Source organism: Serratia sp. GW822-FHT06D09 (assembly GCF_058799515.1).
On record NZ_JBXALO010000004.1, the window covers coordinates 118,353 to 133,683 of the forward strand.

The window sequence follows — 15,331 nt, forward strand, 5'->3', positions numbered from 1 at the left end:
AAGGTGAAAACTCACGTAACCATACCGGACAAGGCACAGGGATGCGATTCACCACCAAACTCTCTGCATTGATCACCTTGCTTGTTGCTTTGGCGATGTTTTTGATGCTGATGGGCTGCTCATACAGCTTCTTTTACGTCACTCAGGAGCGTCTGGATCGCCGCTTCGAGTCGCTGATGACCTCACTCGATCAAGCGATGCTGCGCGAATCCCCAGAGGAACAGAAACGCTGGTTGCCGTTGGTGATGCGTCCACTGGGTATTGTGGCGGTCAGCGTGGATACCAGCCACAGTAACCTCCTTTCCTATAAATTGCCGACGCTCAACAAACAGCCCTGGGATCCGCTCAACGGTTACAGGCAGGTGGCTTTGCCGCTGATGCAGCATCCCGGCGCGGCACTGCAAATTACTTATATCGATCCTTTCGCCAGCGACGTACGCTCGTTGCAATCTACTGCCGCCGTGACGCTTTCGATCGTTGTGATGGTGGTGATCTTGCTGTTTAGCCTGCGCTGGCTTCGCGATCAGGCCGACGGAGAGGATCGGCTGGAACGCCGTGCACGACGCATTCTCAACGGCGAAAGAGAGAGCGTGATGCAGGGCGATATGCGCGAATGGCCGGCGAACGTCAGTGGCGCGCTCGATCGCTTGCTGGCAGATTTGGCGGAAGCGCGCGAGGAACGCAATCGGGTCGATACCTTGATCCGCGCCTTTGCCGCCCAGGATGCCAAAACCGGCCTGAATAACCGCCTGTTCTTCGACAACCAGCTAACCACCCAACTGGAAGAAGAGGGCTCGCACGGTATTGTGATGATGGTGCGACTGCCCGATTTTGACACGCTGCGGGAAATTCACGGCAACGGCGCGGTGCAGGAACTGATGTACTCGCTGGTCAATCTGCTGTCGACCTTCGTGATGCGCTATCCGGCGGCGCTGCTGGCGCGTTATTTCCACAGCGATTTCACCGTCCTGCTGCCGCACCGTACGCTGAAAGAGGCGGACGGCATTGCTTCACAGCTGGTCCACGCGATTGACGCCTTGCCTTCAACGGCGCTTATCGATCGTGAAGCATTCCTGCACATTGGCATCGTGGCGTACCGCAGCGGACAAACCACCGAGCAGGTGATCGATTACGCGGAGCAGGCAACGCGCCATGCTACGTTGCAAGGCGAAAACGGCTGGTATGTTTATGACAGCCAGGTGCCGGAAAAAGGGCGCGGCAGCGTCAAGTGGCGCACCCTGCTGGAACAGGTGCTGGCGCGGGGAGGCCCGCGTTTGTATCAGAAACCGGCGGTGACGGTAGAAGGGGAAGTGCATCACCGTGAGATCATGAGCCGGATCTACGATGGCACCCAGGAACTGCTACCATCGGAGTATATGCCTCTGGTGCGGCAGTTAGGGCTGGCGGAAAGCTACGATCGTCAACATCTGAGCCGTATTCTTCCTTTACTGACGCTGTGGCCCGAAGAGACATTGGCTTTTACGCTGAGCGTAGACTCACTGTTGCAGCGTAGTTTCCAGCGTTGGCTGCGTGATAGCCTGTTACAGTGTGAAAAAAGTCATCGTCGGCGAATTCTGATTGAACTTGCAGAGGCAGACGTGTGTCAACATATCGACCGTTTACGTCCGGTACTGAAGTTACTGTCAGGGCTGGGCTGTCGTCTGGCGGTGTCCCAGGCCGGGTTAACCGTGGTAAGTACCTCCTATATCAAGTCCTTACCGGTGGAATTGGTTAAGCTCCATCCGGGTCTGGTGCGGAGTATTGATAAGCGTGATGAAAATCAGCTGTTCGTTCAAAGCCTGACCGGCGCCTGTGAAGGCACCAGCACTCAGGTTTTCGCCGCCAGCGTGCGGACGCGTAATGAGTGGCAGACGCTGAAAGAGCGGGGGATCCTCGGTGGACAGGGCGACTTTTTCGCGTCGCCGGAACCGATAGACGTCGGGCGTAAAAAATATTCGCGTCGTTATCGTGTTTAACCTGAATACCGAACAAAAATTAACGTAGAATGAGCGCCAATTCATCTGGGCTTTTTTCTCTGTCATTTTGGGATAACCCCCAAACTGCCTGCGACAATGACGCCTATTTGATATAGGCTCTTGTCAGTCCTTTTCTGTTGAACGTTGGTAGGTGCTTACCACCAGCGGCAATCAGGGAATATGTTAGATTTTATGAGCTGTGTTACGCCGTTTCGTGCGCTGACAGGGTGGTAAACTGAGCCTTTGTTCAGGGAATTCAGGCCTCATCCAATTTCCGTGCATTCGAGCAGAAACAATACAGACTATTTTTCACCGAAGTAGAACGTTTTTGCGCCTTGTCGCTGCTTCGTGTGGTTGGTAAAGTAGGCGGATTTTATTTTCCGCCCCCAGCTTGCAGGATTATCCTTTAGTTATGTTTAAGAAATTTCGTGGCATGTTTTCCAATGACTTGTCCATCGACTTGGGTACCGCCAATACCCTGATTTATGTTAAAGGGCAAGGCATTGTACTGAACGAACCGTCGGTGGTTGCCATTCGCCAGGATCGTGCCGGTTCACCCAAGAGCGTTGCGGCCGTGGGTCATGAGGCTAAACAAATGCTGGGGCGTACGCCCGGCAACATCGCGGCTATTCGTCCGATGAAAGACGGCGTGATCGCCGATTTCTTCGTGACCGAAAAAATGCTGCAGCACTTTATCAAACAGGTTCACAGCAACAGCTTCATGCGGCCAAGCCCGCGCGTGCTGGTGTGTGTGCCGGTTGGCGCAACTCAAGTTGAGCGCCGCGCCATCCGCGAATCTGCCCAAGGGGCCGGTGCGCGTGAGGTGTTTCTGATTGAAGAACCTATGGCTGCCGCAATCGGTGCCGGCCTGCCGGTTTCTGAAGCGACAGGTTCCATGGTGGTGGATATCGGTGGCGGTACCACTGAAGTGGCGGTGATCTCACTGAACGGTGTGGTCTACTCTTCTTCTGTACGTATCGGTGGTGACCGTTTCGACGAAGCTATCATTAATTACGTGCGTCGTAACTACGGCTCACTGATCGGTGAAGCAACTGCCGAACGTATCAAGCATGGCATCGGTTCCGCTTATCCGGGCGATGAAGTGCATGAAATCGAAGTTCGCGGCCGTAACCTGGCTGAGGGCGTGCCACGTGGCTTTACCCTGAATTCCAATGAAATCCTTGAAGCGCTGCAGGAGCCGTTGACCGGCATCGTCAGTGCGGTGATGGTGGCGCTGGAGCAGTGTCCACCAGAGCTGGCTTCAGACATTTCCGAACGCGGCATGGTGTTGACCGGCGGTGGCGCATTGCTGCGCAACCTGGATCGCCTGCTGATGGAAGAAACCGGTATTCCGGTGGTCGTGGCAGAAGATCCGCTGACCTGCGTAGCCCGCGGCGGTGGCAAGGCGTTGGAAATGATCGACATGCATGGCGGCGATTTGTTCAGCGAAGAATAGTCAGCCCCAAGAAGGAGGAATCGTATCGGGTGAATGCGCAAAGCGAAAATCAGGTACGGTTCCTCTTTCTGTTGTCGAGGAACACGCATAATTTATGAAGCCGATTTTTAGCAGGGGGCCTTCCCTGCAACTACGACTTTTTTTGGCGGTGATCGTGGCCATTGGCCTGATCGTTGCCGATAGCCGTCTCGGTACGTTCGTGAAAATACGTAACTACATGGACACGGCCGTCAGCCCTTTCTATTTTTTGGCCAATGGGCCACGTAAAGTTTTGGACAGCGTTTCAGAAACGCTGGCTACCCGCCAACAGCTGGAGCTGGAAAACCGGGCTCTGCGGCAGGAACTGCTGCTGAAAAACAGCGATATTCTTCTTCTTGGCCAATTCAAGCAGGAAAACGCCCGCTTGCGTGAGCTGTTAGGCTCGCCGCTGCGCCAGGACGAACACAAAATGGTCACTCAAGTGATCTCGACCGGCTCGGATCCTTACAGCGATCAGGTAGTGATCGACAAAGGATCGGATAACGGCGTTTATGAGGGCCAACCGGTCATCAGTGATAAAGGCGTAGTGGGCCAGGTGGTGGCGGTGGCTAAAGTCACCAGCCGCGTGCTACTGATCTGCGATGCTTCACATGCGCTGCCAATTCAGGTGCTGCGCAACGATATCCGGGTGATTGCTGCAGGCAGCGGCTGTGCCGACGATTTACAGCTCGAACATCTGCCGAACAATACCGATATCCGCGTGGGTGATGTGCTGGTCACATCCGGCCTTGGTGGTCGCTTCCCTGAAGGCTATCCGGTGGCGGTGGTGTCCTCGGTCAAAGTGGATAATCAGCGCGCCTATACCGTGATTCAGGCTCGACCAACCGCAGGGCTACAGCGCTTGCGCTATCTGCTGCTACTGTGGGGGGCCGATCGTAACGGCGACATGCCGTTGCCGCCCGATGAAGTTCATCGCGTCGCCAATGAGCGTCTGATGCAGATGATGCCGCAGGTTCTGCCGCCGGCTGATGCGGTGGGGCCGCAACTGCCTCTGCCTGCTCCGGCAACCGGGGCCGCGGTACAAATCGCTGCTCCTGCCGCGGGAGTCACGCAATGAATCGTTACCGCAGCAACGGGCGCTGGATAATCTGGCTGTCATTCCTGGTGGCGCTGGTGCTGCAAATCATGCCGTGGCCGGAACAGATCTACATGTTCCGTCCCTCCTGGCTGGCTTTGATCCTGATCTACTGGGTGATGGCGTTGCCTCATCGGGTTAACGTCGGCACCGGCTTCGTGCTGGGGCTGATTATGGATCTGATCCTCGGTTCCACGCTGGGCGTACGCGCACTGGCGTTAGGTATTATTGCCTATCTGGTGGCGTTCAAATTCCAACTGTTCCGCAATATGGCGCTCTGGCAACAGGCGCTGATCGTCGTGCTGCTGTCACTGGCGATGGACGTTGTGGTGTTCTGGGCCGAGTTTTTAGTGATCAACGTTTCTTTCCGCCCAGAGGTGTTCTGGAGTAGTGTGGTAAACGGCATCCTGTGGCCATGGTTGTTCCTGTTGATGCGAAAAATTCGCCGTCAGTTCGCCGTACAGTAAGGGTATAACAATGACTTCGCTTTATCTGGCCTCCGGCTCTCCCCGTCGACATGAATTACTGACCCTGTTGGGCGTCCCCTTTGAAGTTATCCTGACGGATACCGAAGAGCAGCGGCAGGAAGGGGAATCCGCGGAAGCCTATGTGCGCCGTCTGGCGCAGGATAAGGCCAAAGCCGGCGTGGCGCTGGCACCGCAGGCGTGGCCGGTGCTGGGTGCCGATACCATAGTGGTGCTCAATGGCCGGGTGTTGGAAAAACCTCAGGACGAGACGCACGCGGCGCAAATGCTGGCGGCGCTGTCGGGTAAACAGCATCAGGTGATGACTGCGGTGGCGATCGCCGATCGCCATGACGTTCTGTGCCAACTGGTGGTGACGGACGTGACATTCCGCAACCTGTCACAGCAGGATATCTGCGACTATATTGCTACGGGCGAGCCGATGGATAAAGCGGGCGCCTACGGAATTCAAGGAAAGGGTGGTTGTTTCGTCAGAACGATAACCGGGAGTTATCATGCGGTGATGGGCCTGCCGTTAGTCGAAACACATGAGCTGCTCAGTAATTTTGTCGCATTACGTGATGTAAGAACCGGTTGATGGGCGCTGCCATTATCGACCGGCTCTGAGGAGAAGGCATGACAGCTGAGCTACTGGTTAATATCACACCGTCTGAAACGCGGGTTGCCTATATTGATGGCGGCATCCTGCAAGAGATCCATATCGAACGCGAATCCAAGCGCGGCATCGTCGGCAATATTTATAAAGGGCGCGTAAGCCGCGTGTTGCCGGGCATGCAGGCGGCATTCGTCGATATCGGCCTGGATAAAGCGGCCTTCCTGCACGCTTCCGATATCATGCCGCACACAGAATGTGTCGCCGGCGATGAGCAGAAAAATTTCCACGTGCGTGACATTGCCGAACTGGTGCGCCAGGGACAGGATCTGATGGTCCAGGTGGTGAAAGATCCGCTCGGCACCAAGGGCGCACGCCTGACCACCGACATCACTTTGCCTTCGCGTTACCTGGTGTTTATGCCAGGGGCGGCGCACGTTGGCGTTTCGCAGCGTATAGAAAGTGAAGCCGAGCGCGATCGCCTGAAAAAAGCGGTGGCCGGTTACTGTGATGAGCTGGGCGGCTTTATCATCCGCACCGCGGCTGAAGGTATTGGCGAAGAAGAGTTGGCGCAGGACGCCGCTTTCCTCAAACGCCTGTGGACCAAGGTGATGGAGCGTAAAAAACGCAACCAGACCAAATACAAATTATACGGTGAGTTGGCGTTGGCGCAGCGCATTTTGCGTGACTTCGCCGGCGCGGCGCTGGACCGGATCCGCGTGGATTCCCGCCTGACCCACGATCTGCTGGTGGAGTTTACCGGTGAGTACATCCCGGATATCACCGCCAAGCTGGAGCTGTACACCGGCAGCCAGCCAATCTTCGATCTGTACGACGTCGAAAACGAGATACAGCGTGCGCTGGAGCGCAAGGTCGAGCTGAAGTCCGGCGGTTATCTGATCATCGATCAGACCGAGGCGATGACGACCGTGGATATCAATACCGGCGCCTTTGTCGGCCACCGCAATCTCGACGAAACCATCTTCAACACCAATATCGAAGCGACCCAGGCCATTGCCCGCCAACTGCGGCTGCGCAACTTGGGCGGCATTATCATCATTGACTTCATTGATATGAATAATGAAGAACATCGCCGTCGAGTATTGCATTCGCTGGAGCTGGCGCTGAGTAAAGATCGGGTAAAAACCACGATCAACGGCTTCTCTCAGCTAGGCTTAGTGGAAATGACGCGTAAACGTACACGGGAAAGCATTGAACATGTGCTGTGTAACGATTGTCCTACCTGTCAGGGACGCGGCACGGTGAAAACAGTGGAAACCGTGTGCTACGAAATTTTGCGTGAAATTGTGCGCGTGCACCATGCTTATGATTCAGATCGTTTCCTGGTTTACGCCTCTGCGGCGGTGGGTGAGGCGCTGAAAAGCGAAGAGTCCCATGCGCTGGCCGAAGTGGAAATCTTTGTGGGCAAGCAGGTGAAGGTACAAATCGAACCTTTATACAGCCAGGAACAATTTGACGTTGTCATGATGTAGTTCGCCCGTTGGTGGCTAAAGTCAGACATGAGTGGGGCTCAGCATACTGAGCCCCATCGTGCATAGATATTCCCGTTGCCAGGCAGCGGAAGCAAGGAGAACTGCGTGAGGCGACTGCCTGGGATTTTGTTAGCTACAGGCGCCACTCTGATTGTCATCGTGGCGTTGCTGATCAGCGGGCTGCGTCTGGCGCTGCCTGAACTGAACAACTATCGCCCTCAATTGCTGGCAAAGGTTGAAAGCCTCTCCGGCGTGCCCGTACAGGTCGATTTCATCCAGGGCAGTTGGGAAACTTTTGGCCCACAGCTTGAAATGCGCAACGTGCGCGCCACGCTGCCCAAAAGCAATCTGAAGATTGAACGCGTGACCTTGGCGCTGGACGTGTGGCAATCGCTGCTGCATTTGCGCTGGCAGTTCCGCGATCTTACCTTTCACCAACTCCAGTTCGATCTTAACACCACGCTGGGCGGCGATGAGCACCAGGGTAGCACCATCGAACCGGGTAAAATCACCGATTTGCTGCTGCATCAGCTGGATCATTTCGACCTGCGCGACAGCCGCATCTCATTCCTGACGCCCGCCGGCGCGCGTGCCGAATTCGAAATCCCGCAGTTGACCTGGCTGAACGGCCGCGATCGTCACCGGGCAGAAGGGCAGATCAGCCTGTCGACGCTGAACGGTCAGCATGGTGTGGTGCAACTGCGCATGGATCTGCGTGATAACCAAGGGCTATTGAATACCGGCACTGTCTATATGCAGGCCGACAATATCGATATGAAGCCCTGGTTCACCCGTTGGCTGCGTGCCAATACCGGGCTGGAAAGCGCAGACTTCAGTCTGGCGGCCTGGCTGCAGATCCAAAATGGTGAAATCGCCACCGGCAGTGCATTACTGAAACAGGGGGCGGCCAACTGGAACGTGGGGACTCAAGCTCATCGGCTCGACGTGGACAATCTGGCGCTGACGCTCAGCCGTCAGGGTACCGGCTGGCAGGTGGACGTTCCGCAGTTGAACCTGGCCACCGACGGTCAGGCCTGGCCACAGGGTAAACTGTCTGCGCTGTGGTTGCCGGAAAACACCGAGTTCCTGGGCCCAGGGCAAACCGAAGAGCTGCGCGTGCGCGCCACTGACATTCAGCTTGAGCGCCTGGCCGCGCTACTGCCGACCTTCTCTTTCCTCAGCCCGGACGTGTTGGATCGCTGGAACGATCTGCAGCCGCAAGGCAAGGTCAACGCGCTGGCGTTGGATATCCCGCTGAAACAACCGGAAAAAACGCGTTTCCAGGCCCTTTGGCAGGATGTCAGCTGGCAGCACTGGAAACTGTTGCCCGGCGTGAATCACTTCTCCGGCGCACTGAGTGGCGGTGTGGAAAATGGTCGTCTGCAGCTTGATCTCAATAACAGCACCTTGCCGTATGGCGATATGTTCCGGGCACCTCTGGAAATCAGCAGCGCGCGGGGGGTTCTGACCTGGCAGAACAACGATCAGGGCTGGGAACTGGCGAGCCAAAACCTGGATGTGAAAGCCAAATCGCTGTGGGTTAACGGTGATTTCCGCTATCAGCAGCCGGCCAAAGGCGACCCGTGGCTGAATATTCTGGCAGGTATCCGTCTGTACGACGGCGCGGACGCCTGGCGCTACTTCCCTGAGCCCCTGATGGGCAAGCATCTGGTGGATTACCTCAGCGGCGCCATCCAGGGTGGGCAGGTGGATAACGCCACGCTGATCTACAACGGTGACCCGCAGCATTTCCCGTACCGCAAAAACGAAGGTCAGTTTGAGGTGTTTGTCCCGCTGCGTCATTCCACCTTCCAGTTCCAACCGGATTGGCCGGCGTTGACCGATCTGGCTATCGATCTCGACTTCGCCAATGAAGGGCTGTGGATGAACGCTCCGCAAACCAAATTGGGTAAAGTCGATGGTAAAAATGTTAGCGCCGTCATTCCGGACTACCTGAAAGAGCGTTTGTTGGTGGATGCCGAGGTCGCGGGTCAGGGGGGGGAAATCCATGACTATTTCAAACAGACTCCGCTGCACGATTCATTGGGCTCGGCCCTGGACGAACTGCAGATTGGTGGTAATGTCAGTGGGCGCTTACACCTTGATATTCCCTTGAACGGCGAGCTGGTGCGCGCCACCGGTGAAGTTGCACTGAACAATAACTCACTGTTGGTGAAGCCTATCGACAGTGAGCTGCAAAAGGTCAGCGGCAAGTTCCGTTTTGATAACGGCAACCTGAGCAGCGATACCCTGTCTGCCAATTGGTTTGGACAGCCGGTGGCGGTGGATTTCAACACTCAGGAAGGGAAAAACGATTACAAGGTCAACGTTGGCCTGAAAGCTGACTGGCAGCCGGGCAAATTCCCTGGCATCCCGCAGGAAGTGAACGATGCACTGAGCGGCAGCGCCCCTTGGCAAGGCCAAGTGGCTATTGTCTTGCCTCATCAGGGCGCGGCCAGCTATGACATTGGCGTTGATGCGGACCTTAAGAAAGTAAGTAGTCACTTACCTTCGCCATTAGATAAACCGGCGGGTGAGCCATTGCCGCTGAGCGTAAAAGTGAAAGGCGGTCTGAATGGATTCATGCTGACCGGCAGTGCTGGCAAACAAAACAAATTCAACAGCGAATGGACCTTCGCCAAACAGCAAGTCACGCTGGCACGGGCGGCCTGGCAGACCGCTGGTAGTGGGATCCCACCGCTACCGAACGGAAAATCGCTGACGCTTAACCTGCCGCCGCTGGACGGTGAGAAATGGCTGGGCCTGATGGCACCGGCGCTGAAACAAAGTGGCGGTATGGGCAAGGTGGGCGGATTTAACTTCCCGACCACCGTCGCACTAAAAACGCCACAGCTGCTGCTAGGCGGTCAGGCGTGGCATAAGCTGACGCTGTCGGCAGAGAAGCAGCTGGGGGCCACGCTGGTCAGCGCCAAGGGCGATGAGGTTGACGGCAGTTTGCGGGTGGCGGACCGGGGGCCGTGGCGCGCCGATATCAATTATCTCTATTACAACCCGCAGTTTGACGCCGCTAAGAGCACTCCGACGGCGACCGCAGCTGCGCAGGTGGCCGCAGACAAGGTTTCCTTCCGCGACTGGCCGTCGCTGATGCTGCGCTGTAAGTCGTGCTGGGTGATGGGGCAGAACCTCGGCAAGGTTGAGGCGGATTTGACCAATCAGGGGGATACCCTCCTGCTGACGCACGGGTTAGTCGATACCGGCAAAGGGCGCATGACCGCCAGCGGTTTGTGGAAACAGAATGCCCAGGAAGAGCGCAGCTCGCTGAAAGGTAAACTGCTGGGTGCCAAAATTGATGAAACCGCGGCTTTCTTCGGCATCACCACGCCGCTGAAAGGCGCACCTTATGACGTCGATTTCGATCTCTACTGGCGCGGCCAGCCGTGGAAACCGCAGTTGAATACCCTGAGTGGCGCGCTGAAAATCAATATGGGCAAGGGCGAAATCGACAGCATGGGCGGCGGTCGTGCCGGCCAGCTGTTGCGTCTGGTGAGCTTCGATGCCCTGTTACGCAAGCTACAGTTCGATTTCAGCGATACCTTCGGCAAAGGCTTCTACTTTGACTCCATCCGCAGCACCTCGTGGTTGAAAGATGGCATAATGCATACCGATAACCTTTTGGTTGACGGGCTGGCAGCGGATATTGCCATGAGCGGGCAAATTGACCTGGCGCGTCGGCAGATTGATATGGAAGCGGTGGTGGCGCCGGAAATTTCAGCCACCGTCGGCGTGGCGACGGCATTCGTGATTAACCCGATTGTCGGTGCTGCGGTGTTTGCCGCGTCCAAAGTGCTGGGGCCGCTGTGGAACAAGATTTCGCTGATTCGTTACCATATCGGCGGCAGCCTGGATCAGCCGAAGATCAATGAGGTGTTGCGTAAGTCAAAGGAGGATAAGGCGTCATGAGAAATGCTAACGTTGCGTTGTTACAGTTGTGCAGTGGCGATCGGGTGCGTGACAACCTGGCCCAGATTGAACAGCAGATTAAGCAGCTCAATGCCGGGGTAAAACTGGTAATGACGCCGGAGAATGCGCTGCTGTTCGCCAACTCTGCGGCCTATCGTGAGCATGCGGAGCAACAGGGCGACGGGCCGTTGCAAAACGCGGTGCGTGAAATGGCGCGACGCTATGGCGTGTGGTTGCTGGTCGGTTCCATGCCGCTGGTCAGCCGCGAAAATCCTGCGCTTATCACTACCAGCAGCCTGCTGTTTGACGATCAGGGCGAGATCCGAGCGCGTTACGACAAACTGCACATGTTCGACGTGGACATTAACGACTCCCACGGCCATTATCGTGAGTCGGACACCTATCAACATGGCCAACAGCTCACGGTAGTGGATACCCCGGTCGGTCGGCTTGGCATGACCATCTGCTACGATTTGCGCTTCCCGGCGCTGTTCCAGGCGTTGCGAGCGCAGGGCGCTGAACTGATTTCCGTGCCTGCAGCCTTTACCCGCGTGACCGGTGAAGCGCACTGGGAAATACTGCTGCGCGCAAGGGCGATTGAAAACCAGTGTGTGATCCTGGCGCCGGCGCAGGTCGGCAGCCATGGTCCGACTCGCCGCACCTGGGGCCACTCGCTGGCGGTAGACGGTTGGGGCAAGGTGCTGGCCGAAAACGCGGATGCGGTCTCGGCGTTGAAAGTGCGGGTTGACACTACCGGCCTCAAAACGATTCGTGAGCAGATGCCGGTGTTGCAACACAACAGATTCCAGATGTCGCTGACGGCGCCGTTTGAAAAAAACTCCTCCATTAAAGAGTGAAAAAATTATGAGCCTGACGTTTGTCAGTGAGCAGTTACTTGCTGCGAATAAGTTGAGCCACCAAGACCTGTTTTCCGTCCTGGGGCAACTGGCAGAACGCCGCCTCGATTATGCCGATCTCTATTTCCAGTCGAGCTACCATGAAGCCTGGGTGATTGAAGACGGCATTATCAAGGATGGTTCTTACAATATCGATCAAGGGGTCGGGGTACGCGCCGTCAGCGGCGAAAAAACCGGCTTCGCCTATGCCGATCAGATCACCCTGAACGCTTTGCAGCAGAGCGCTCAGGCGGCGCGCAGCATCGTACGTGACAAGGGCAACGGCCAGGTACATACCCTGGGCGAAATCAGCCATAAGGCGCTGTACCCGCTGCTTGATCCGCTGCAAAGCCTGCCGCGTGAAGAAAAAATCGCCTTGCTGCATCGCGTTGATAAGGTGGCCCGCGCTACCGATAAGCGCGTACAGGAAGTCAGCGCCAGTATCACCGGCGTATATGAGCAGATCCTGGTCGCGGCTACCGACGGCACCCTGGCGGCGGACGTGCGCCCCTTGGTGCGTTTGTCCGTCAGCGTGCTGGTGGAACAAGACGGCAAGCGTGAGCGCGGCTCCAGCGGCGGCGGCGGTCGTTTTGGCTATGATTATTTCCTGGAAATCGTCGAGGGTGACGTTCGCGCCGATGCCTACGCCAAAGAGGCGGTGCGCATGGCGTTGATCAACCTGTCTGCCGTTGCGGCGCCGGCGGGCAATATGCCGGTGGTGTTGGGCGCAGGCTGGCCAGGCGTACTGCTGCATGAGGCGGTAGGCCACGGCCTGGAAGGTGACTTCAACCGTCGCGGTACGTCGGTGTTCAGCGGTCAGATGGGCCAACTGGTGGCTTCCGAGCTTTGCACCGTAGTGGATGACGGTACTCTGCAAGGGCGTCGTGGGTCACTGGCTATCGATGACGAAGGCGTACCGGGTCAGTATAACGTGCTGATTGAGAACGGCATCCTGAAAGGCTACATGCAGGACAAGCTCAATGCGCGCCTGATGGGCGTTGCACCGACCGGTAACGGCCGCCGCGAGTCTTATGCGCACCTGCCAATGCCGCGCATGACCAATACCTACATGCTGGCGGGTAAGTCGACGCCGGAAGAGATCATCGCCAGCGTCGAGTACGGGCTGTATGCGCCTAACTTCGGCGGCGGTCAGGTGGACATCACTTCGGGCAAGTTCGTGTTCTCCACCACCGAAGCCTATTTGATTGAAAATGGCCGCATCACCAAACCGGTGAAAGGCGCTACGCTGATTGGCTCCGGTATCGAGGCGATGCAGCAGATTTCAATGGTCGGCAACGATCTGGCGCTGGATAAAGGCGTTGGTGTATGTGGCAAAGAGGGGCAAAGCCTGCCGGTGGGCGTCGGCCAACCGACCCTGAAGCTGGACACCCTGACCGTTGGCGGTACCGCGTAACCGTCTCCTGGGGCCGGATCCCGGCCCCTATCAAACGCCATTTTGCGGCCTGCATCGCATTAACGGCAATGAGTTGGCTTTGCTTAAATTAAGAGCGATTCACTGTTTTTCCCAGCCTCAGTAAATCAATAAATTAGATTTAACTATTTGAAGCTATTTTCTGCGGTTTTCCCTAAGAGCTTTCTGTATCGATTGCCCTAATTGCCTCTCCAGCTAATGATTCACAGCTTGTTACATTCTTCCTTCCGTCGTTAAAATGCTGAAAAAACACACGGATGATCTTCTGAATGGATTCAGTGACTCAACGGCTTTCGACAGCTTTGCTGTGCATTTTCTTTTCCTCCGCGGCGGGCGCTAACCTGCTTAGCCCGGCAGATCGTGACACCATTCAACAACAGCAGCGTGAATTGCTGGAGCAAAACCAGCAGCAGCGGCAGGAGCTGCAACGTAGCCTGACGCCGGCCTTGCCGCCCCCTGCATCACCCAACGCCAACGCTGGCGGACCTTGTTTTAGCATCACCCATATCCGGCTGGAAGGCGCGGCTCATCTGCCCGCCAGTGCACAACGTAAACTCACGCAGCCTTATCTGCAGCAATGTCTGAATCTGGGCCAAGTCCAGACGCTGGTGCAGCAGATCTCCGATTGGTATATCAACCGTGGCTATATCACCAGCCGCGCATTCCTGACCGAACAGGATCTGTCGCGCGGCGAGCTGCGGTTGCTGGTGCTGGAGGGCAAGCTGGAGAACGTTCTGCTGGAGCAACGAGACGATCGCATGCTGAAAATGGCCTTCCCGGGCCTGCAGGGCAATATTCTTAATCTGCGTGATATCGAACAGGGCATGGAACAGATCAACCGACTGCGTCAGCAGCCGGTACAGATAGAAATTCTGCCGGGTAGCCGGCCGGGTTACTCGGTGGTCAATCTGAGCGCCAAACCTGAGTTTCCTCTGACGCTGGGGGCAGGGTTCGACAACAGCGGGCAAAAAAGTACCGGTGCCGGTCAGATCAACGGATCGCTGACCGGCAATAACCTGCTGGGGCTGGCGGATCAATGGTTTGTCGCCGGTGCCCGCAGCAGCGATTTCGCCAACGATCACAATGCGCGCAGCGTGCAGGCCGGCCTCAGCTTGCCTTACGGCTACTGGACGCTGGATTACAACTATTCCTACAGCGACTACCTGGCTACCCTCAACAACCAGGGCTTTGACTGGCGTTCCAGCGGTGACAGCCAGATCCATCGGCTGGGCGTTTCGCGGGTGTTGTTCCGTGACGGCGAAATGAAAACCGGCCTGTCGCTGGGGGTCACGCACCGCATCAATCGCAATTATCTCAATGACACCCGGCTGGAAAGCAGCAGCCGCAAACTGACCAGCGTGACGCTGGGTGTTAGCCACAGCCAAAAGCTGTTGGGCGGTTTCGCCACCCTGAACCCGGCTTACAGCCGCGGGGTGCCGTGGCTAGGGGCAGAGAACGACAGCGGAAAAATCAAGGAAGCCCCCCGCGCCGAATTTCATAAACTTTCGCTTTCCGGCAGCTACTACCTGCCGCTGGCGCAAGATTGGACTTATCTCACCAGCCTGTACAGCCAGTGGAGCAATCACCGCTTATACGGCAGCGAACGTCTGACCATCGGTGGTGAGAGCTCGGTACGTGGTTTCAAGGAGCAGTATCTTTCCGGTGACAAGGGCGGCTACTGGCGTAATGAAGTTAACCGGGCGCTGGTGACCTTGCCGTATGTCGGCAGTGTTAACGCCCTGGTGGCGGTGGACGGCGGCTATCTGCACCGTGACGCGCTGGATGCCAATGCCTCGGGGACGCTGTGGGGCGGCGCCCTGGGCCTGGGGAACCGTAGCCGCTATTTCAGCAGTCAACTGACCGTCGGCTGGCCACTGGCTTACCCGGATGGAATGAAGCCGGATCGTGTTTCGGTCTATTACCGGGTCAATATCGTAATTTAACGCTAACGCACAGGAAGGTTTCA

10 protein-coding genes are annotated in these 15,331 nt (G+C 56.7%); all 10 read left to right on the top strand.

Annotated features, from left to right (window positions below; translation table 11 throughout):
• The first annotated feature begins 41 nt into the window (after nucleotides 1-41).
• The 10 genes from csrD to AC1RKG_RS11585 all read left to right on the top strand — a co-directional run bounded on the left by csrD (nucleotide 42) and on the right by AC1RKG_RS11585 (nucleotide 15,308).
• Nucleotides 42-1,976, top strand: coding sequence for an RNase E specificity factor CsrD (gene csrD, locus AC1RKG_RS11540; RefSeq protein WP_371078600.1), 1,935 nt, complete (start codon nucleotides 42-44; stop codon nucleotides 1,974-1,976).
• A gap of 412 nt (nucleotides 1,977-2,388) precedes the next feature.
• Nucleotides 2,389-3,432 carry a rod shape-determining protein MreB gene (gene mreB, locus AC1RKG_RS11545; RefSeq protein ID WP_012147106.1) on the top strand — a complete coding sequence of 348 codons (1,044 nt, stop codon included), beginning with the start codon at nucleotides 2,389-2,391 and terminating at the stop codon, nucleotides 3,430-3,432.
• A gap of 94 nt (nucleotides 3,433-3,526) precedes the next feature.
• A complete protein-coding gene (gene mreC, locus AC1RKG_RS11550; protein WP_493183071.1) occupies nucleotides 3,527-4,528 on the top strand; it encodes a rod shape-determining protein MreC in 1,002 nt (333 codons plus the stop codon).
• On the top strand, nucleotides 4,525-5,013 hold the full coding sequence (mreD, locus tag AC1RKG_RS11555; RefSeq protein WP_012147104.1) for a rod shape-determining protein MreD: 489 nt from the start codon (nucleotides 4,525-4,527) through the stop codon (nucleotides 5,011-5,013). The genes mreC and mreD overlap by 4 nt, the downstream gene beginning before the upstream one ends.
• A 10-nt stretch (nucleotides 5,014-5,023) precedes the next feature.
• Nucleotides 5,024-5,608, top strand: a complete 585-nt coding sequence (locus AC1RKG_RS11560; RefSeq protein ID WP_020832069.1) for a Maf family protein — start codon at nucleotides 5,024-5,026, stop codon at nucleotides 5,606-5,608.
• Between the two features lie 38 nt (nucleotides 5,609-5,646).
• The gene (gene rng / locus AC1RKG_RS11565; protein ID WP_020832068.1) at nucleotides 5,647-7,116 is read left to right on the top strand and encodes a ribonuclease G; all 1,470 of its coding nucleotides are present in this window, start codon (nucleotides 5,647-5,649) and stop codon (nucleotides 7,114-7,116) included.
• Nucleotides 7,117-7,221: 105 nt separating this feature from the next.
• Nucleotides 7,222-11,037, top strand: a complete 3,816-nt coding sequence (yhdP, locus tag AC1RKG_RS11570; protein ID WP_493183073.1) for an AsmA2 domain-containing protein YhdP — start codon at nucleotides 7,222-7,224, stop codon at nucleotides 11,035-11,037.
• Nucleotides 11,034-11,894 (top strand): deaminated glutathione amidase, encoded by an 861-nt coding sequence (nit1, locus tag AC1RKG_RS11575; protein ID WP_020832065.1) that lies wholly within the window; start codon nucleotides 11,034-11,036, stop codon nucleotides 11,892-11,894. Before yhdP ends, nit1 begins: the two co-directional genes overlap by 4 nt.
• A gap of 7 nt (nucleotides 11,895-11,901) precedes the next feature.
• Nucleotides 11,902-13,347 (top strand): metalloprotease TldD, encoded by a 1,446-nt coding sequence (tldD, locus tag AC1RKG_RS11580; protein ID WP_046372542.1) that lies wholly within the window; start codon nucleotides 11,902-11,904, stop codon nucleotides 13,345-13,347.
• Between the two features lie 287 nt (nucleotides 13,348-13,634).
• The gene (locus AC1RKG_RS11585; protein WP_493183074.1) at nucleotides 13,635-15,308 is read left to right on the top strand and encodes a ShlB/FhaC/HecB family hemolysin secretion/activation protein; all 1,674 of its coding nucleotides are present in this window, start codon (nucleotides 13,635-13,637) and stop codon (nucleotides 15,306-15,308) included.
• Nucleotides 15,309-15,331: the final 23 nt, after the last annotated feature.

Coding starts and splice junctions, on each gene's coding strand:
- csrD (WP_371078600.1), top strand. CDS start 42: ATGCGATTCACCACCAAACTCTCTGCATTGATCACCTTGCTTGTTGCT.
- mreB (WP_012147106.1), top strand. CDS start 2,389: ATGTTTAAGAAATTTCGTGGCATGTTTTCCAATGACTTGTCCATCGAC.
- mreC (WP_493183071.1), top strand. CDS start 3,527: ATGAAGCCGATTTTTAGCAGGGGGCCTTCCCTGCAACTACGACTTTTT.
- mreD (WP_012147104.1), top strand. CDS start 4,525: ATGAATCGTTACCGCAGCAACGGGCGCTGGATAATCTGGCTGTCATTC.
- AC1RKG_RS11560 (WP_020832069.1), top strand. CDS start 5,024: ATGACTTCGCTTTATCTGGCCTCCGGCTCTCCCCGTCGACATGAATTA.
- rng (WP_020832068.1), top strand. CDS start 5,647: ATGACAGCTGAGCTACTGGTTAATATCACACCGTCTGAAACGCGGGTT.
- nit1 (WP_020832065.1), top strand. CDS start 11,034: ATGAGAAATGCTAACGTTGCGTTGTTACAGTTGTGCAGTGGCGATCGG.
- tldD (WP_046372542.1), top strand. CDS start 11,902: ATGAGCCTGACGTTTGTCAGTGAGCAGTTACTTGCTGCGAATAAGTTG.
- AC1RKG_RS11585 (WP_493183074.1), top strand. CDS start 13,635: ATGGATTCAGTGACTCAACGGCTTTCGACAGCTTTGCTGTGCATTTTC.